This window comes from Novosphingobium sp. HR1a (assembly GCF_015594425.1).
In the GTDB taxonomy this organism is placed as follows: Bacteria; Pseudomonadota; Alphaproteobacteria; order Sphingomonadales; family Sphingomonadaceae; genus Novosphingobium; species Novosphingobium resinovorum_A.
This window is the reverse complement of record NZ_JABXWS010000114.1, coordinates 1-19,032: the sequence shown is the minus strand read 5'-3', so window position 1 is coordinate 19,032 and position 19,032 is coordinate 1. Positions and strand designations below refer to the sequence as shown.

Sequence of the window (19,032 nt, the reverse complement as noted above, 5' to 3'; positions counted from 1 at the left end):
GTGAAGTCCCGCCCGGTCGCCGCGGTGATCGGCTTTAGCCTCCCGCAGCTCGCGATTCCGCTCGCACGCATGTTCCCACTATCCGCCATCGCGCCGCTCGGGTGGCAGGGGCTGCACTTGATCGAACTCGCAATGGCGCTGGCGGCGTGGGCGATGCTCAATCTCATGCCGCTTCCCCCGGTCGAACGCGGCAAGGTGTTCGAACCGCTGGACGCTGTGACAGTGATGCTCACGATCACCTCGATGCTGCTGATCTGCACCGTGTGTGCGCTCGGACGCTACTACTGGTGGACCGACGCAGCCTGGCTCGGCTGGGCGCTCGCCGCGGCTATTCCGATGCTGGCGCTGGCGCTTTTCATCGAGGATCGCCGTGAGCGGCCGCTTCTCCTTGTCCGGTGGTTCGGCACCAAGGAGATCGTGTTCTTCATCCTCGTGGCAATAGTCGTCAGGCTGGCGCTCAGCGAGCAGACCTACGCGGCGATCGGGCTGCTTACGCTGGGCGGGCTGACGAGCGATCAGCTGCATCCGCTTTTCGCCACCGTGATGGTGGCCATGGCGGCCGGCATTGCGACCGTCGCGCTGACGCTTCGGCCCGACCGGGTCGTCCCGACCATCATGGTTGCAGCCGTGATCATTGGTCTTGGGGCATGGCTCGACACCCATTCGACGAGCCTCACCCGCCCGCCGGAACTCTACCTCAGTCAGGCGCTGCTCGGCTTCGGCACCACGTTGTTCCTGGGGCCGGCGCTTCTTTTCGGGATAGGGCAGATCATCACCCGGGGTCCCAACTACCTCGTCAGCTTCATCGTCCTTTTCAGCACGACCCAGAACGTCGGGGGGCTCGCCGGATCAGCCTTGCTGAGCACCATCCAGGTGGGTCGGGCACGCGCGCACTCCGAGCGGTTGGCCGAGGCGCTATCGACTGGAGCCCCGGCCGTCGTCAAGAGGATCGCGACCTATGCGCACCTGCTGGAATCCCGTGTGACCGACCCGACCGCGTTGCGGCAGCAGGCCAACGGCCTGCTCGGCCAGGCACTGAGCGGACAGGCCAACGTTCTCGCCTTCAACGATGCATTCTGGGTCGTGACGATCCTCGCGTTTGGCATCGCGACCTTCATCGCCGGTATGACCTTGCTGGCGAGACTGCAGGCCGGGACCGCTCAGCCCGCACAGGTGACACCGTGACGGACGCCAGGACTCAGATGCCGGAAGCTGCGGCTCCACCAAGAGAGCTGGAAGCTCCGGCTGCTGCTCCGTCGTGGCAGCCCCCGCGCCAGAAGCCGTGGGTCACCGCTATCTTCGCTCTCGCGCTGCTCGCGGCAGTAGCGATCGTCCTTCAGGTGTGGGGGATCGGTCCGTTCACCGGGGGAGCGCAGAGCACCGACAACGCGCTCGTCCGTGGCCGCACCGTCGTCATCGCACCGCAGGTGAGCGGATACGTCAATCGGGTGCTTGTCCGCGACTACGACCGGGTCGATGCCGGCCAGCTCCTCGCGCTGATCGACGACGACATCTACCGCGCGCGAGTGGAGCAGGCGGAGGCGAACCTCGACGTCCAGATCGCCGCCCTGTCGAACAGCCAGCAGGCGCAGGCGGCCCGGAGCGCAGGCATCGCGGGGGAGGAGGCCGCGGCGGCGAATGCGTCCGCGCAGCTTCTGCGCGCCAAGGCGGACATGGCGCGCGCGCTCGATCTGGTGAGCGACGGTTCGATCTCGGTCCGGGAGCGAGATCAGACCGCCGCGGCCCTCGCGGAGGCTGAGGCCGGGCTTCGGCAGGCGACCGCGAAGTCGGACATCGCACGACAGGATCTCAAGACCGTGGAGGTCGGCCGGGGAGGGCTTGCGGCGCAGGTTCGCGTCGCAAGGGCGCAGCTGCGGCTCGCGCGGATCGATCTGCTCCATACCGTGATCCGAGCGCCCGAAGCTGGCCAATTGGGCGAGATCCATGTGCGGCGTGGACAGTTCGTCACCAACGGCACCTCGCTCCTCGAACTTGTTCCCGGTGATCGGTGGGTCATCGCGTTGTTCAAGGAGGCCCAGACGGACAGAGTCAGGATCGGCCAGCGGGCATCCATCACGGTCGATGCGCTTGGTGGACGCAAACTTGCCGGCACAGTGTCCAGCATCTCGCCGGCGACCGGTTGGGAGTTCGCGGTCCTGAAGCCGGACAACGCGACGGGCAACTTCGTGAAGGTGCCGCAGCGGCTCGGTGTCCTGATACGTTTCGATCCGGGTCAACCGTTGTTCCAGCGCCTGCGGCCCGGGATGTCGGTGAACGCCCGCGTCGAGCTTTCGGGCGCACCGTGAAGCGCGCGCTAGCCTCCTCTCTGCTGGTCCTCCTCGCGTCGTGTGCTGGGCCGCGGCCGGGCATGCCGTCTGGAAGTGCGGTCACGATCCCGACCAGTTGGCGCGATCAGTCGAGCGTCGCCAGCATGATCAACGCGGAATGGTGGCTGAGATTCGACGATCCCGTGCTGGACCGACTTGTCCGAAGCGCACTGGAGAGGAACACCGATCTCCTCGAGGCTGGGGCGAGGGTCGAGGAGGCGCGTGCCCAGTTCCGGTCGGCGGCAAGCCGCCTGTCGCCAACGATCGGGATCGATGGCAGGTCGGCAAGATCGCGAAGCGTCAACGCCTTCGGAATGGGCGTCGACCAGAGCCAGGCCGCCGGTGAGTTCACCATCAGCTACGAGGTAGACCTTTTTGGGCGCCTCTCAGCCACGTCCAATGCAAGCCGCAAGGCGTTCCTGGCCTCGGGGTTCGCGCGGGACGGCACTCGCATAACCCTCATTTCGACGGTCGTCTCCGGATACGCCCTGCTGCGTGGCCTGGACGAGCAACTCGCCATCGTGGAGGAGACGCTCAAGTCCCGAGAGGCGGAGCTGAATGTCATCAGGCGGCGGACCTCGTCCGGATACGGATCGGGACTTGAACTGAGACAGGCGGAGGCAGCATTCGAGGCGACGTCCCGGCTTATCCCTTCTACTCGTCGGTCGATCACGCAGCAGGAGAATGCGCTAAGCGTTCTCATAGGCGACATGCCCGGCACCATCGACCGGGGAGCCGATCTTCAGAAATTGCTGCGGATAGACATCCCCGGAGCTCTTCCTTCTGAGCTCGTCCGCATCCGCCCAGATGTGGCGCAGGCCGAGATGCGCTTGGCGTCGACGGACCGCAGCCTGGATGCTGCACGCGCGCAGTTCATGCCCAGTTTCCAACTGTCGGCTTCAGGCGGCACCGTCGCATCGACGCTGCTATCGGACCCCATCAGCCTGTTCTCGCTGGGTGGATCGGTGCTCGCGCCCCTGTTCAGGGGAGGTGAGCTGAGGGCTCAGGCGGATGCCGCGGCAGCACGACGCGATGCGGCCGCCTTCACCTATCGTGCCACCGTCCTGAAGGCTTTCGAGGAGGTGGAGAACGCGATGACCGTAGTTCGGCGCCTGAACGAGGAGGAGTCCGCGATCGAGCGGCAAATCGCCGCAGTGACGTCGTCCGTCGCACTGGCCCGCCGGCGCTATCGATCGGGATATGCGTCCTATCTCGAGCAGATCGATGCGGAACGCTCCCTACTGGAGATCCAGTTGCAGCGGGTGTCGATACGGTCCGCTCGCGCGACCACGGTCGTGGCGCTCTACCGTGGTCTCGGAGGCGGCTGGGAACGCGAGCCCACAGCCGGGCGGGGGGCGGGTCACGATTGAGCCGGGGGCATACCGGCGTATGGGGCGACGGGTCCCGGAGCGGGTGCTATTCCCAGAGAATTCCCGTCGCAACATTTGGCGCTGTTGCTGAACTGGGGGCTTGGAGGGTTTCGATGCTTCGGCGGACTCTTGCGCGGTACGTGACTGGATTGCGCTGCCGACAGATGCTGTCGTGTTTAGCGGAGCGGGCGAACGGCTCGCGAGCAGCGCGGTGCCAGGCGGCGTGTTAGGATCGTTCGGTCAATCGCCATCGCGTCTACGATCGCATCCTCACCCGCCGCAATTATCCAGCGACGGGATGGGCGTGGCGGCCATCGAGGTCGATCTGTCCGAGAGCCTCGCCTTGGCGGGATGGTCGGGGACGACAGCCGCGCAATGCCGCGATCGCGTGGCCGAAATCCTCGCCGCCGCCCACATCGTCGCGGTGAATGAGGCTGCCTGCTCGCTTCTCGGTTGGCCGGAGCACGCCGTCCGCATCATGACGCTGTCAGCGATCTGGCCAGAGGCCGCTCACGACGCGTTCTGCGGCCTGCTTGAGGCGCTGCGTTCCCCCGATCGCATCGAGCGGCGCATAAGCCGTCTTCGGACATTCGAAGGGGAGCTGGTCCCCGTCGTCATCACAGTTCGACAGGTCGATCTGGATGCAGGGCTGGGACGGCTGGTAGTGCAATGCACGGACATGCGCGGCCTGGAACTGGCGGACGAGGCCATGCCGGATGCGATCGTCAAGCAGCGCACGCTCTTCAGGAATCTGCCGCTGGGGCTGTGCAGGGTCAACGGAGACCGTCTTACCGAGCTCTATGCGGAAGCCGGCGTCGGACCCGCAACCGATCTCCAATCCTTCCTTCGCTCTCATCCGGACGTCAGGGAGCGGGCTGCGGAGGCGTGCATCATCGACGACGTCAATCCGGAGGCGGTCAGGATCCTGGGCGCTGCCTCGGCCGACGAACTGGTGGGGCGATCGGTGGCCTTTGCCTGGCGCGCCAGACCCGACAGCTTCGTCCAGACCTTGATCGCGGGGATGGAGGCTCGCAGCTATGAGTGCGAGACTAGGTTGAACACGCTGGATGGTGAGACGCGGGATGTGATTCTTGCGAGCGCGTCCGTCCGAGAGAGTGGGAGCCGGGTATCCATAATCGGCATGGTGGACATCGCGGACCGCGTTGCCGCGCAGGCCGACCTCATACGTCTGCAGGCGCAGTTCGCCCAATCCTACCGTCTTTCCCTCCTCAGTGAACTCTGCACCTGGTTGTCGCACGAGATCAGCCAGCCTCTATCTGCGATTGCCATGTTGGCATCGACCGGCCGGCGCTGGTTGGATCAACCACAACCTCGGATCGACGAGGCCATAACGGCCTTCGATCGTGTCTCGTCGGCGACGGTGCGGTCCCATGGCATCGTCGACCGTCTGAGACGTATGGCGCAGAACCATACGCCAAATCTGAGCACCGAGCCCCTTCGCCGGGTCGTAGGCGACGCTCTCAAGCTGATCGAGGGTGAGGCGAGGGCGGCGTGCGTCTCCATAGGACTGGATGTCGACGGAGCCTGCGATCTTGTGCTGATCGACCGGGCCCAGATCGGTCAGGTGGTGGTCAACCTCGTCGTCAACGCGATCGAGGCTCTCGAGCGATCGGGCGCGACGGAGAGAAGGGTGAGCGTATCACTCACGGCTGCCGACGGTTTCGCTCGCTGCGCGGTCAGCGACAGCGGCCCCGGTCTGGCGCAATCCCACGTCGCTTCGTTGTTTGCCGCGCAGGATGCCGGATCTGCCGGCCGGACGGGCTTCGGTCTGACAATGAGCCGGTCGATCGTGGCGTTACACCGGGGCACCATGGCTATCGAGGCCAGTTCATCTCTGCCCGGGGCGTGCGTTTGGTTCCAGCTGCCGGTCGCTGCGTCGTAAGGGCGGCAGACTGCCAGTCCTCGCAGGAGAAGTGATCTGCCGTGGGATCGGATGCGGCTCCACGTCCGATCCTTGCGCTTACGAATATTGTCGCAGCGAAGCGCCACCACCGCGGATGGCTGGGTCCGGGTGGTGACGCGACGATTTGGGTAGAGGTGGTAGCGTCTAAGCGCTTTGACGTCCGCGCGCGCATTCCCACAGGAACCATCCGCGTCGCTCGCCCTCGTCGGTCCACACTTCAAGCAGGCTCGCCGTGGCGATGTCCGCGTGTTCGTCGCAGAGTTCGTGGACGCGGCGCATCTCGGCCACCACCTGCTTGTTGTCGCCGTGGAGCTCGGCGAGCATGTCCTGCGGATCAACAAAGAGCTCGTTGTTGTCGAGCAGCCGCTGGCGACCGGCTATGTCGGAGATCGACCTGATCGTCTGACCCCCGATCTTCCGTGCGCGTTCCGCGATCGGATCGGTCATCGCGAAGATCTCGGTCGCCTGCTCGTCGAGCAGGAGGTGATAGTCCCGGAAGCTCGGACCGCTCATGTGCCAATGGAAGTTCTTGGTCTTGAGGTAGAGCGCGAACACGTCCGCGAGGAGCGCGCTGAGCGCGGCGGAGATGTCGCGTGTGGCCTGTTCGCCAAGATCACTCGGGGTTCCGAGGAAGCGACCGGCTTCGATCTCTCCTGATGTCTGCTTCATGTGCGGTGCTCCTGCATAGGGGGCCGCCACCGATCGAGGGCGGCGAGGTGGATTGTGGTTTCATCCCTTCGGATAGGTCGAGAAGCACCTGGGTAGATATCATACGGTGGTGTGGCGGAAACCGACCAACGTCGCGTGGCTGCATCATGCGGCGTGCGGCCCATACGATCGTATGCGGAGGGCAGACCGAAGGGGAAATAGGCCCGGGCACATGGATCGGTATCCTCAGATCGAACGACGCACACCGGTTCTTGGGGGCCGGCATCGTCGAACGCGAACCAGTAGACAGGAGCTGAGAATGGCAACGGCAGCGAAGCCCAACGACAAACCATTGCCCGTCCCCAAGTGCGATTTCTACATGATCGAAGGGGTGCTCGACGCGAGCGAGGCGGCGATCATCGAGAAGGTCAGGACCTTCATGCACGATCGCGTGGCTCCCATCATCAACGACTACTGGGTGCGCGACGCCTTTCCATTTGAACTCATCGAGCCGTTGAAGAAGCTCGGCCTGGGCACCATTGGCCTGGAGAACAGCACGCCGCAGTTCCGCGGCATGCTGATCATGGAGATGTGCCGCGTCGACGCCTCGTTCGCGACCTTCTTCGGCGTGCATCACGACCTGGCGATGGGATCGATCGCGATGCTCGGCTCGGAGGAGCAGCGGGATCGTTGGATCCCGAAGATGGCATCGTTGGAAATCATCGGCTGCTTCGCGCTCACCGAGCCACTCGTGGGTTCCGGATCTGGTGGCGGGCTCACCACAACCGCCAAGCGCGAGGGTGACGAGTGGGTCCTCAACGGCGAGAAGAAATGGATCGGCAACGCGCCGTGGTGCGACGTCTCGGTCGTCTGGGCGCGCGATGTCGAGGATGGCCAGGTCAAGGGCTTCCTCGTCGAGAACAAGTCCACTCCCGGCTTCACGGTCGAGAAGATCGAGAAAAAGATGGCGCTGAAGGTGGTTCAGAACGGCCACATCACGATGACCGACTGCCGCGTCCCGGACGCGAACCACCTGAAGGGCGCCAGTACCTTCCGTGACACCGCGAAGGTCCTGCGCGAGACACGGTCCGGTGTGGGCTGGATGGCGACTGGCGTGCAGATGGGGGCCTACGAAAACGCAGTGCGCTATGCCCAGCAGCGCCAGCAGTTTGGCAAGCCAATCGGCTCGTTCCAGCTTTTGCAGGAACTGATCGCCAAGATGCTGGCCAATCTCACCGCCTGCCAGTCGATGATGCTGCGGCTCGCCGAGATTGAGCAGCTGAGGTCACGCTGGTGGAGATGGCCGACCGGCCTCTTCCCGGCAGCCCGGAGACGATGTCGACCTATGCCCGTCTGACGCTCGAGGCTTATGGTGTGGTCCTGCGCTTCGGCGTCGAGGTTTCGGCGGTGGCTGCTGGACGTGTAACGCTTGCCGATGGCTCCGGTCTCGCGGCTGACATGATCGTTTGGGTATCGGGGATAAAGGGCCCCGGTGTGCTGCGTTCCATTCCCGGCCTGATGTTCGACAGAGGCGATCGGATCAAGGTCGATCCGACGCTGCGCGTGGTGGGTGCGCAGGACCGGCCGATAGACGGCCTATTTGCCATAGGGGACTGTGCGGCTTGCTATCCGGAGGGCTCCGAGCGACCGATCCCGGCCACCGCGCAGGCTGCACACCAGCAGGCGGCTCATCTGGCGCGCTCGCTTCGACGGGACACGACAGGGGCTAATCGGGCGCCGTTCGATTATTGCTATCTCGGCACGCTCGTCTCCTTCGGTGCAGACGTGATCGGCGACCTGCCCATTCCATACGGCCGGTGCATAGGACTGTCGGGATTGGCCGCGCGGAGCGCATACGACGCGCTCTACCGAGGCCACCTCGCGATCTGCATCGGTTGGCTGAGGACGACGCTTCTGGCGCTGTCCAACAGGATGCGCCGCCGGGCGAAGCCCAAGATCAAATTGCGCTGGTAGCCGTCAGCTTCGAACGGCACCAAGGCGGAAGGAGGGATCCTCCATACCACCGTATGGGTCGAACCGGCGCGCGACGGGTGGCAACCCTGTGGAGACGGACTGCCTCATGGTCCGCTGTCGGCATGGTCGAGTCCGTCCGCAGCTCCCCATGGCGCGCAGTTGACCGATCCAATCAGTCCGGGAGCCCACCATGTCTGACCTGCTCGACTTCGCCATCAAGGCACATGGCGGCCTCGACCGCTTCAGCAAGTTCAACTTTCTCACCGCGCGCCTTCGGCAGGGCGGTGCCTTATGGGCGCTGAAGGGCCAGGAAGTGACCCTTCGGGACGCGAACGTGAAGGTGGACCTGCACAAGGAATGGGCGACGCACTGGCCGTTCTCCCCGACCACGCATCATTCGATATTCACGCCGGGCAAGGTGCTGATCGAAGACGACGCCGGGCGTGTCGTCGAGGAACTCGTTGATCCGCGTCCGACCTTCGCGGGTTTCGAGCTGGAGACGCCTTGGAGTCTGCCGCAGCTCGGCTACTTCGCCGGCTACGCGATGTGGAACTACCTCACGGCTCCGTTCCTCCTGGCGCGCCCGGGTGTTCTCGCGGTAGAGGTCGATCCGTGGAGCGAAGGGGGGGAGACGTGGCGCCGCCTGCGCGTGGAGTTCCCCAACGCCATCGCGACCCATAGTCGCATCCAGCACTATTATTTCGACGAGAACGGTCTCCTGCGTCGTCACGACTACGAAGTCGAGATCCAGGGAAACAACTCCGCCGCGCACTATCTGACCGGCCCGGTGGTCGTGGACGGCATCACCCTGTACTCGAACATGCGTATCGTGCCGAACACCCCTGACAACGTGCCCATGTCGGAGCCCGAACTCGTCACAATCGAGCTGTCCGACTACAAGTTCGACTAGGCTGATGGGTCTGACATTTTGGGTTTGGGCGCGGCTGCCTGGGCCAGTCGCGTCGTGCGGGATGCGGTGATGGAAACCGCGATCCTTTCCGCACTCGCGCCGGTGATCCTGCTGCTTTCGCTTGGGGTCTTCGCCGCGATCGCGGCGCGGATGATGGGCCTCAGCGCGATCGTTGGTTATCTGGCCATCGGCATTGCGCTCTCCGCGACCGGCGTCGTGCCTTTGACGGAGACACTGCGGCTCCTCGCCGAGCTGGGCGTGGTCCTGCTCCTGTTCGACATTGGCCTCCACTTCTCAATCGGACATCTGCGGGAGAGGGCCTCTGACATATTCGGCATGGGCTCGGCGCAGGTCGTCATCGCGTCGGCCGGGCTGGGCGTGATCGGACTGGCCTTCGGATTGCCGCCGATGGCGGCGTTCGTGGTCGGGGCGACGTTGTCGTTATCCTCCACCGCCGTTGTGATCCGGATCATCGTCGAGCGGCATCAGCAGGGATGCCCGGTCGGGATCACGACGACGTCGATCCTGGTGTTTCAGGACATCGCGGCGATCTTCATCCTTATCTTCGCCACGGCACTGGATTCCGGTCGTGCGGTGGGGTTGGAGGTTGTATTGGCGATCGGGAAGGCGCTTGGGGCGTTCGGGGTTGCCGTCATCTGCGCCAGATATCTGGTCCTTCCTTTGTTCGAGCTCATCGCGCGCAACCGCAACGAGGAGATGTTCACCGCTGTCGCGTTGCTGATCGCCCTCGCGACCGGCTGGGCCACCGGTTCGCTCGGCCTCTCGCTTACGCTCGGTGCCTTCCTTGGCGGAATGATGGTTTCGGAGACGCCGTATCGGGCGATCATCCAGTCTGAGATCAAGCCGTTCCGTGGACTGCTCCTGGGCTTCTTCTTCATCTCCGTGGGAATGTCGCTGGACGTCGCGACGCTGTTGAGGGTGTGGCCGGAGGTGCTGGTCGTTGCCGCCATCATCATCGGCGCGAAGGTACTGTTGAACGCGACTGCGAGCTTGCTCTTCAGATGGTCCGTGCCTGGCTCGACGCAGCTCGGGTTCCTGCTGGCTCAGGGGTCCGAATTCGCGTTCGTCATCCTGAGCCTTCCGCCGATGCGCGCCCTGGTCGGGGAAGCGAGAAGCTCAGTCCTCATCGCCGCCGTCGCGCTCACGCTCGCGGTGGCGCCTAGCCTGGCAGAGGCGGGGAGGGCCGTCGCGGGACGACTGCGTCGGGTGCGTGGTGCTCGTGCACAGGCAGAGTTAATCCCCCGCGAATTGGTCGAGCCTGTTCTGATCGTGGGCATGGGCGAGCGAGGCCGCACCATCGCTGACGGGTTGAACGCCTTTGGGATCGGCTTTGCGGCCATCGAGGAGAATCCTCAGTTGCTGCGGGAGGCGGTGGCGGATGGCTACGAGGTCATCTTTGGCGACCTCGCAGATTCGAGGCTCTGGGAGCCGGTTGCGATGGGAGGCCGGCAGATCAGCGTTCTCACCACGCCTTCGTTGGATCTTTCAACTGGCCTGACGCCGATGGCGCGTCGCTTCTTCCCCGACCTGACGCGCATCGCGATCGTAGATGGGCCAGAGCAAGCAGAGGATTTCGCCTCTGTCGGTCTGTCACCCGTGATAGATAATGCTGCACCTCTCGGGTTGCAGGCGGCGAGAGCGGTGCTCGACCGTCTCGGGATTTCTCCAAGTGATGTTGACGCATGGGCGGAGCGGCAATCTGGGCAATCTACTCCGCTTTTGGCGACTGCGTAGGTAGATGGACGATAAACGAATATCCGGTCTGGAAGAAAGGTCGCGGTCATATCTGATGCTCACGCGGCGTCGGTTCCGACCCATTTTTGACGTTCAGCCGCCAAAATTCGACGCCCAGGTGCGGACCGGCAGTTATTCGTCGTCGAAGGTCGCGCTTAATGCAGTGACGGTCTCGTTCGCGAAAGGGTTCGAGGCGTTCGGAATGAAGGTCAACGCGGTCGAGCCCGGGCATGTTCGGACCGACCTCAACGGCAATTCAGCCTTTATCACGCCGGAGGAATGGGCCGTCATCGCAATCAAACTGGCGTTGATCGAGCAGGATGGCCCAACGGGTGGATTCTCCGGTAGCCACGGTCGACAACCTTGGTAACGGCTCGCCAACCGAAGCGTTGATAGTCTCCCCGGATCTGCCGGCTCGCCGTCGGCAGATTCATTTGATCTCCAAAGTCCGCCCTCACCGATTGGCGCGGCGTGCTCTGAGGCGGGCGCCGATCGGTCAGTAACCGGCCGTGGCGACCTGTGAGGCGGCAGTTCGCCGTTCGTCCTGGGGTGTGAGTGCGGCGAGCGTCTCACGGACGATCGACAACCCGCCCTCGACATCCTGCGGCTTGATGTCGAGGTAGAAGACCGCGCGCACGGCGTTTGGCCCCGAGGGAAGCATATGGAGGCCACGACGATGGGCTTCCTCGACGAAGGCGCCCGCATCGCAATCGCGCAGTTGGAACCGCACGATGTTCGTCTCGACACTCGCCGGATCGATCATGATGCGGTCGAGATCAGCCAGCCCATCGGCAAAGCCCCGGGCGAGCGCATGCACCTCGGCCAATCGCCCGCGATGGTGGGTGAGCGCGTGTAGTGCTCCCGCCGCAATGATGCCGGCCTGTCGGAAACCCCCACCGATCTGCTGCTTGAAGCGACGTGCGCGAGTGATGAAGTCCTTGCCGCCGACGAGACAGGAGCCGACGGGAGCGCCAAGCGCCTTGGAGAAGCAGACGCTGATCGAATCGAAGGGGGCTGCATAGTCCGCCTCGCTGATTCCGGTCGCGGCGGTGGCGTGCCACAGGCGGGCACCATCGAGATGCAAGGAGAGGCCAAGCTCGCGGCCCGTTCGGGTGACGGCCCTCAGTTGCTCCAGCGGCCAGACCGCGCCGCCGCCGATATTATGGGTATTCTCCAGGCACAGCAGTCGCACGGGCGCCGGGATGGTGGTGGGGAAGAAGGGATGCGCGCTGGCGACCGCCGCCTCCACGTCAGCCGGCGTGAATATCCCGCGCACACCCGGCAGGAGCCGGGGCAACACGCCTGAGAATGCCGCCGGCGCCCCGCCTTCCAGGATGTAGACATGGGCGTTCTGATCAAACAGCACGGCATCGCCGGGCTCGGTATGCGCGCGGATGCCGACCTGGTTGGTCATCGTGCCGGTGGGCATATAGACCGCATCCTCCTTGCCCAGCAGTTCTGCCGTCGCGTGTTCCAGCGCCTTGACGGTAGGATCGTCGCCATAGACGTCGTCGCCGACCTCGGCATGGGCCATGGCGGCGCGCATTTCGGGCGTCGGGCGGCTGCAGGTATCGCTACGCAGATCGATCATGCGGAGGCTCCTTACTGTTGGGCGCTATCGTAAAGTGCGGCTGGGCTTGAGATGGGCATCCATCCAGTCGGCAATGTCGCCGACGACCTTGGGCTCGATGCCGTAATAGCCGTGGGGCGACAGCGAGCCGCAGTCATTGCCGTCCCGGTCGATGCCGCCCGAGACAAGCAGGACACGGACGTCGGGGCTCGCGGTCATCGCCGCACCGATCTTCGGCGCGTTCGCGGGCGGCGCGACATTGCAGTGATCGTCGCGATTGGCGACGACGAGCGCCGGCACGCGAACTCTGCCGGGATCCGCGTCGAGCACGGTCTCGCCGCTGCCGCCCATGACCGACACGGACTCGGTCAGCACGACACCGTTAATGCTTCCGGGTGTGGCGTGCGCTGCGCCGTTCATCGCCGCGATCGAGCCCTGGCTGGTGCCGAGCAGGAAGACCGGTGCGCGTACCTGACCATGCGCAAAGCGCACGAGATCTTCTACGAGCTGCCCATAGCTTGGCGAACTGCGTACGCCCCGCAGATTCTGGTCAGCGATGGTGTCGGGTATGAGGACGGCATAGCCACGCGCATTCCACGCCGCCCGCGTACGGATGACGAAATTATGGTCGCGCTTGAGATCGCCATCGCGTTCGATGCCGACATTTCCGGCGCCGCCGGGCAACATCACGATGGTTCCGCGCGGGTTGCCAGGCGCACTCCACAGCACTCGCTGCTTCACACCGCTACTCAACGGCAAATCGATCGCCTGATCCGCCGCGACCGATTGCCCCGAAGCGCCGGCAACGAGCACGGAGCCGAGCATGTAAAAGATGATGCGTTTGGTCCAGCGGGGGAGCATCGGCGATCCTCTTCAGGCTGCCACAAAGGCATGGGAACGCTCGGCTTCGCCCGCTTTGCGCTTGGCTTCGTGAATCGAGAGGCGCGCATAGGCAGCGGACAGAAGCGGGTATGCGCTCTGGTTACGGACACGGGCCAGCATATCGCCGATGATCGGTTCATGCTCGATCGGACGCTGGGTAAGCATGTTGCGATAGAGAGATGATGTCTGCTTGGAAGTTGGATCACCCAACGTCCGCGCCAGAGTATCGAGCGCAGCCGGCCTTGGGGGCGTGCCGATCTCGACCAGCGCCCAATGTGCTTCTTTGAGCAATTCCTGGATCGCCCAGGCACCGTGAGGATCTGCGTTGATCTCTCCGACATTGCCGCCCAGCAGGCTGTTGGCCGCGCCGAGGGCGACCATCATCAGCCACTTTTCAGCAATCTCTTTATGGATGACCGGAGAAACCCTCACCGCCACACCCTCGATGGCGAGGCAAGACCGGACCGCCTCCAGATCCCTGCTGTCATCACCGGTCCAAGGACCGATCGCGATCTCTGCAATGGGAGCGAGTTCGACGATCCGCCCCCTATCGTCGAGCGTGGTGACGCATTTGACGACGCTGCCGAGGACTGCGTCTCCATAAGCTTCCCGCAGAGGGTCGAAATGGCGCACGCCGTTCAGGGACGAGATGATGACGCTCACCGGCCCGATCGCGGAGCGGATCTCCGCGATGGCGTCGGCCACGGCATGGCCCGGCACGGCGAGAAAGATGATGTCAAAGGGTGAGCGGATGTCGGCTGCGACGATAGCCTGCGGCCGAGTCCGCATCTCCCGGCCTTCCCGCACAAGGGTCAGACCGGATTGGGCCATCGCATCCCTGCGCGCTTCTCGAGCGAGAAACGTGATATCGCAACCGGCCGCGGACCAGAGGCCCCCGAAATAGCCGCCAACGGCACCAGCTCCCACGACCAAGATACGCAACACTCGTCTCCTCAGAATGGGTCAGGCGGCTTGCAGCTTCGCCGCCTGACCCTGCCGCAGAGTCAGGAGTAGCACGCCAGCAGCGATGACACCCATCACGCCGGCTGCCAGGAAAGCGGGGAGATAAGTACCGCTCTGCTCACGGATCACGCCAGCGCCGAAGGCGGCAAAGGCCGCGCCAAGCTGGTGCCCGGTCTGGATCCAGCCAAACACGATCGGCGCCTCCTGCTCCCCGAAGGCCTCGTTCGCGAGCTTGACGGTCGGCGGCACCGTGGCGATCCAGTCCAGCCCGTAGAAAACCGCGAAGACGCCAAGGCTCATCGTGTCGAAGCTCAGGAAGGGCAGCGCCATCAGCGAAAGCCCGCGCAGACCGTAATAGACGATCAGCAGCACGCGCGGATTGTAGCGGTCGGTGAGCCATCCCGACGCTGTGGTGCCGAACAGGTCGAAGAAGCCCATGGTCGAGAGCAGGCCGGCCGCCGCCACGGGCGCAACACCGTGATCGCCGCAGAAGGCGATCATGTGGGTGCCCACCAGTCCGTTGGTCGTCAAACCGCAAACGAAGAAGGTCCCGAACAGCAGCCAGAAGACGGGGCGCCGCGCAGCGCTGAGCAGCACGCTGATAGCGAGACCTGCCGTGCGTGCCTGCTTTGGCGATGCCGGCGGAGCGCTGTCCGGCCGCTCCCCGAACCGGCGCGTGCCGATATCGCCGGGATGCTCCGGCAGCACCAGCGCAACGATCGGCACGAGAATGAGGCAGGCGAGGCTCACGGCCATGACGACTGGCCGCCAGGCTCCCTGATTGGACAGCCAGGCAAGGAATGGCAGGAAGATCAGCGATCCCGTTGCCGTGCTGGCGCTGAGAAGGCCCATGATGAGTCCCTGCCGCGTGGCAAACCAGCGATTGACCACGGCAGCGCCGAGCACGGAGGCCACTGCCCCGCTTCCAATACCGGACATCACGCCCCAGCTCAGAACATACTGCCAGGGAACGCGCATCCAGAGGCTGGCGAAGGTCGATACCGCCATCAGCATCAGGCCGGCCAGCATCGTCCGCCGAATTCCGAAGGACATCATGAACGCCGCCGCGAAAGGACCGACGAGACCATACAAAAAGATGCCGATCGCAGCGGCGAAGGAGATGGTCGCCCGGTCCCAGCCGAAATTGAGTTGGAGCGGCATCATTAGGACGCCCGGCGTGGCGCGAAGCCCCGCAGAGACAAGCAGTGCGAAGAAGGTTACGCCGACGATCAGGACGATATGAACGCGCGAGGATACTATGCCTGTCCGATGCAGCATGCGGCTCATTGCATCGCCTCCTGCGATATCGTCACCAGGTCCTGCAGCGCGGCTTCCGTAGCGGCCCAGCGCTCCAGGCCGAATTTCTCGACGAGCTGTCGCTGAGCCGCCTGCCATGCATCCGTAGAGTTCTTGACCGCGTGATGGCCCTTATCGGTCAGCCGGACGGTCTTGGCCCGTCCTTGGCCATCTTCAAGCGTAACCCAGCCTTCGCGTTCGAGAGGCTTTAGCGCGCGATAGAGCGTGGTGCGATCCATCACGAGAAGGTGAGCGAGATCCATCAGGGGTATTGGTTCGCGTCGCGCGATATTCCAGAGCACTGCGAACTGCGCGAGCGAAAGGCCGGTATCCTCCATCACCTCGTCATAGAAGCGAGTGACTGCACGCGATGCCTTGCGCAGGGCGTTGCAGGCGCAACTCAAATCAGCAATGGAAAACGAATCATGATGCATATGCATCTTTTGTATTAGCCGATGCCGCTGGTCAACTCCAACCGCACCATTTCTCATCAGCGCATCGAGTGGAGCTACAAAACTGCGCACCGAATGGCCGCTCTCGAGACGATGCGAAAAATGCAAAAGCATCACATCTGCGCGGGTGTGGCGCGCGTCGCAGTCAGATCTGGAACGGCCGCTATAGCTGAGGGGATCGCCAAGCGGCCGGGAAGCAATCGACCAAATCTGCGTGTATGCGGTAGGGCGAGACATCCTTCATCAACGTCCGGATCTAGCGGATAGCGTTGAAGAAGCCGATCTTCGCTAGGTGCTGGGATCGAAGCGGGAATGGGCTGAATGACGTTCTGGCCTTCAACCTGTTGCTAGTTGAGCCTTCATCGGCAGAAGCTTGGCCATCTTGCGGAGGTTCTGAGCGGTAGCGGCGAGGAGAAACTCGTCTTTTGCTCCATTTGGTCCACGCAGGCGCAACCGGTCCATCTTCAGTATGCGCTTGAGATGCGCGAACAGCATCTCGACCTTCTTTCGTTCCCGACGTGAAGTGACATAGGCGTCGGTCAGCGCCAGATCACGGGCGAGATCGCGAGCGCCTTCATGGACTGAACGCAGGATTTTGCGGACGGGCTGGCCCGGGCAGCAGTCCGGCTTGAGCGCGCAAGCGTCACAATCGGCTTTGGACGCGCGATATCGCATGAAGCCATCCTGATCGACGCCGGAGCGCGCTGTTGCGAAGTTGCGATGCTGCCGCTTCAGATCCTTTTCCCCCGGGCAGACATAGACATCGCGCTTATGCTCGAAGCGGAAGGCGGGTCGCTGGAAGCTGCCGGTGCGCCTGTTGCTATGATCAAAGACCGGGATATGCGGCTCTATCCCTTTCTCGTGGACCAGCCACGCTAGGTTTTCTGCAGAGCCGTAGGCGGTGTCCGCCGCCAGTCGCGCAGGCCAGACTTCGAACCTGTCCTGGACGCGATCGATCATCCGCCGTGCCGCAGACAACTCAGCCTGACGCACCGCCGTGCTCGCTTCCACATCCATGATCACGGCATTCTTCAGGTCGATCAGATAATTGGTGCAGTAGGCGAAGAACGCCTGACCGCCCTTGGCGCTGGTCCAGCGCGCGGCAGGATCGGCAGGCGACAAGAACTTCGGGACGACAGGCGTCGCGGCACCAAACGCGGCATCGTCGAGCACCGCCAGATATTCGTTCACAGCATGGTTGGTCGCTTCCGGCGGCAAGGGCTCACCGCCGCGGACCCCGCGCTGGCGATTAGCATCGGCTGCGATCAGGCTCGCATCGACGGCAAAGCCTTCACCGCCGACCAGCCCCTCTGCCATGCAGCGCTCCACCGTTGTCTCGAATAGCTTGCGCAACAGATCACTGTCGCGGAACCGGCCATGGCGGTTCTTGGAAAACGTCGAGTGGTTAGGCACATCGCCTTCCAGTCCCAATCTGCAAAACCAGCGATAGGCCAGATTGAGGTGTACCTCGTCGCACAACCGGCGTTCCGAGCGGATCCCCATGCAGTAGCCGATGAGCAACATCCGGATCATCAGTTCCGGGTCAATCGAAGGACGACCTGTCTCGCTGTAATAGGGTTGCAAATGCTCGCGGATGCCGGACAGATCGACGAACCTGTCAATCGATCGCAGCAGATGACCTGCCGGTACGTGCCGCTCTAGGTTGAAGCTGTAAAACAGCGCATCCTGCGCCACCGTCCGCTCGCCCATCATCGGCCTGTCTCCGTCCCGCAAGAACAGTGAATCAGACCCCGAAGACTACTTCAAGCCGGAGTTTTTCAACACTATCAGCGCATAGCGGTCGCCCAGCAGAGCGTGCCGGAATGGCGCATTCGTCCGACGACGCGGCATTTAGCACTCGACAAAGCCGACCCTTGTCGGACGCCCAGGCGAAGATTTGCCGCTCTCAAGTGCGGACCGACAGCTGAGGTGGTGCCGGTTTTTCGGACAGGATGTTAAGCTACTCCCGATCTGATGGATTGGTACGGGAATGAAGACGACGAGGAAGCGCTACAGCGCGGATTTCAAGGCGAAGGTGGCGCTGGAGGCGATCCGGGGCGACCTGACGCTGGCAGAGTTGGCTGCCAAGCATGGCGTGCACCATACGATGATCGCATCGTGGAAGCGGCAGGCCATCGAAGGAATGGCGAGCAGCTTTTCTGGAGCCGGAGATGTGGCCAAGGCTGTCAGCGAGAGCGAGGTCGAGAAGTTGCACGCCAAGATCGGGCAACTGGTCGTGGAGCGGGATTTTTTAGCGAAAGCCTTCGGTCGATGAGCGTGGACCGGAGGCGGGCGATGGTCGGACCTGCTCACCATCGCCTGTCAATCTCGGCGCAGTGTCGCCTGCTGCGGATCAGCCGCTCGTCCTATTACTATGCGCCGGTGCCGGAGACCGATGAGACGCTGGCACTGATGACGGTGATCGACGCGACGTTCCTGGACTGCCCGTGGTATGGCAGCCGCCAGATGGCGCGGCACTTGCGGCGTGCCGGACACGAGATCGGTCGTCGTCGGGCACGGCGGTTGATGGCGAAGATGGGCCTGACGCCGATCTACCAGCGTCCCCGTACGAGCGATCCGCATCCGCAGCACCGGGTCTATCCGTATCTGCTGCGCAAGCTGGCGATCGAGCGGCCCAACCACGTCTGGTGCGCCGACGTGACGTACATCCCCATGCGCCGGGGCTTCCTCTATCTGGTGGCGATCATGGATTGGGCGACCCGGAAGGTTTTGGCCTGGCGGTTGTCGAATACCATGGATGCCGGCTTCTGCGTCGCGGCACTGGAAGAGGCGCTGGCCCTGTTCGGCAAGCCGGAAATCTTCAACACCGATCAAGGTAGCCAGTTCACCAGCTTCGCCTTCACCAGCGTGCTACGCGAGGCCGAAGTCCGCATCAGCATGGACGGTCGGGGACGGTGGATGGACAACGTCTTCATCGAGCGACTCTGGCGCTCCCTGAAG

The 19,032-nt window shown here is 63.7% G+C and carries 17 protein-coding genes and 1 pseudogene; 11 read left to right on the top strand and 7 right to left on the bottom strand.

Going from position 1 to position 19,032, the window contains the following annotated elements; all coding sequences use genetic code 11:
- From HWN72_RS30020 to HWN72_RS30005, 4 genes are all read left to right on the top strand, one after another.
- Positions 1 to 1,185, top strand: a 1,185-nt coding sequence (locus tag HWN72_RS30020; protein WP_211152234.1) for an MFS transporter, incomplete at its 5' end; no start/stop codon positions are given.
- A 17-nt stretch (positions 1,186 to 1,202) separates the two neighbouring features.
- A complete protein-coding gene (locus tag HWN72_RS30015) occupies positions 1,203 to 2,306 on the top strand; it encodes an HlyD family secretion protein (protein WP_211152233.1) in 1,104 nt (367 codons plus the stop codon).
- Positions 2,307 to 2,368: 62 nt separating this feature from the next.
- Positions 2,369 to 3,697, top strand: a complete 1,329-nt coding sequence (locus HWN72_RS30010) for an efflux transporter outer membrane subunit (RefSeq protein WP_256434651.1) — start codon at positions 2,369 to 2,371, stop codon at positions 3,695 to 3,697.
- Positions 3,698 to 4,001: 304 nt separating this feature from the next.
- Positions 4,002 to 5,600 (top strand): ATP-binding protein, encoded by a 1,599-nt coding sequence (locus tag HWN72_RS30005; protein WP_211152231.1) that lies wholly within the window; start codon positions 4,002 to 4,004, stop codon positions 5,598 to 5,600.
- A gap of 165 nt (positions 5,601 to 5,765) precedes the next feature.
- Here the strand turns inward: HWN72_RS30005 and HWN72_RS30000 are convergent, their stop codons facing one another.
- Positions 5,766 to 6,290 (bottom strand): Dps family protein, encoded by a 525-nt coding sequence (locus tag HWN72_RS30000; protein ID WP_211152230.1) that lies wholly within the window; start codon positions 6,288 to 6,290, stop codon positions 5,766 to 5,768.
- Positions 6,291 to 6,588: 298 nt separating this feature from the next.
- On the opposite strand from HWN72_RS30000, the gene HWN72_RS29995 reads away from it, so the two are divergent.
- From HWN72_RS29995 to HWN72_RS29975, 5 genes are all read left to right on the top strand, one after another.
- Positions 6,589 to 7,626, top strand: a complete 1,038-nt coding sequence (locus tag HWN72_RS29995; protein WP_211152229.1) for an acyl-CoA dehydrogenase family protein — start codon at positions 6,589 to 6,591, stop codon at positions 7,624 to 7,626.
- A complete protein-coding gene (locus HWN72_RS29990; RefSeq protein ID WP_248006479.1) occupies positions 7,605 to 8,243 on the top strand; it encodes an FAD-dependent oxidoreductase in 639 nt (212 codons plus the stop codon). The genes HWN72_RS29995 and HWN72_RS29990 overlap by 22 nt, the downstream gene beginning before the upstream one ends.
- Positions 8,244 to 8,433: 190 nt before the next feature.
- A complete protein-coding gene (locus HWN72_RS29985) occupies positions 8,434 to 9,153 on the top strand; it encodes a hypothetical protein (protein WP_211152227.1) in 720 nt (239 codons plus the stop codon).
- Positions 9,154 to 9,222: 69 nt separating this feature from the next.
- The gene (locus tag HWN72_RS29980) at positions 9,223 to 10,908 is read left to right on the top strand and encodes a cation:proton antiporter (protein WP_211152226.1); all 1,686 of its coding nucleotides are present in this window, start codon (positions 9,223 to 9,225) and stop codon (positions 10,906 to 10,908) included.
- Between the two features lie 4 nt (positions 10,909 to 10,912).
- On the top strand, positions 10,913 to 11,278 hold the full coding sequence (locus tag HWN72_RS29975; protein WP_211152225.1) for an SDR family NAD(P)-dependent oxidoreductase: 366 nt from the start codon (positions 10,913 to 10,915) through the stop codon (positions 11,276 to 11,278).
- Between the two features lie 126 nt (positions 11,279 to 11,404).
- Here the strand turns inward: HWN72_RS29975 and HWN72_RS29970 are convergent, their stop codons facing one another.
- The 6 genes from HWN72_RS29970 to HWN72_RS29945 all read right to left on the bottom strand — a co-directional run bounded on the left by HWN72_RS29970 (position 11,405) and on the right by HWN72_RS29945 (position 17,784).
- Positions 11,405 to 12,499 (bottom strand): low specificity L-threonine aldolase, encoded by a 1,095-nt coding sequence (locus tag HWN72_RS29970; protein ID WP_211152224.1) that lies wholly within the window; start codon positions 12,497 to 12,499, stop codon positions 11,405 to 11,407.
- Positions 12,500 to 12,523: 24 nt separating this feature from the next.
- A complete protein-coding gene (locus HWN72_RS29965; RefSeq protein ID WP_211152223.1) occupies positions 12,524 to 13,339 on the bottom strand; it encodes an alpha/beta hydrolase in 816 nt (271 codons plus the stop codon).
- A gap of 12 nt (positions 13,340 to 13,351) precedes the next feature.
- On the bottom strand, positions 13,352 to 14,302 hold the full coding sequence (locus tag HWN72_RS29960; RefSeq protein ID WP_211152222.1) for a ketopantoate reductase family protein: 951 nt from the start codon (positions 14,300 to 14,302) through the stop codon (positions 13,352 to 13,354).
- Positions 14,303 to 14,323: 21 nt separating this feature from the next.
- Positions 14,324 to 15,601 carry an MFS transporter gene (locus HWN72_RS29955; RefSeq protein WP_211152235.1) on the bottom strand — a complete coding sequence of 426 codons (1,278 nt, stop codon included), beginning with the start codon at positions 15,599 to 15,601 and terminating at the stop codon, positions 14,324 to 14,326.
- A 5-nt stretch (positions 15,602 to 15,606) separates the two neighbouring features.
- Positions 15,607 to 16,308 (bottom strand): MarR family winged helix-turn-helix transcriptional regulator, encoded by a 702-nt coding sequence (locus HWN72_RS29950; RefSeq protein WP_211152221.1) that lies wholly within the window; start codon positions 16,306 to 16,308, stop codon positions 15,607 to 15,609.
- Between the two features lie 99 nt (positions 16,309 to 16,407).
- The gene (locus HWN72_RS29945; protein ID WP_211152220.1) at positions 16,408 to 17,784 is read right to left on the bottom strand and encodes a transposase; all 1,377 of its coding nucleotides are present in this window, start codon (positions 17,782 to 17,784) and stop codon (positions 16,408 to 16,410) included.
- A 277-nt stretch (positions 17,785 to 18,061) separates the two neighbouring features.
- Between HWN72_RS29945 and HWN72_RS31965 the strand changes: the two are divergent.
- Positions 18,062 to 18,229 (top strand): annotated as a pseudogene (locus tag HWN72_RS31965) (transposase); the annotation flags it as partial.
- The coding region (locus tag HWN72_RS29940) for an IS3 family transposase (RefSeq protein ID WP_309141606.1) at positions 18,190 to 19,032 on the top strand (843 nt) is incomplete at its 3' end. The pseudogene HWN72_RS31965 and the gene HWN72_RS29940, both read left to right, overlap by 40 nt.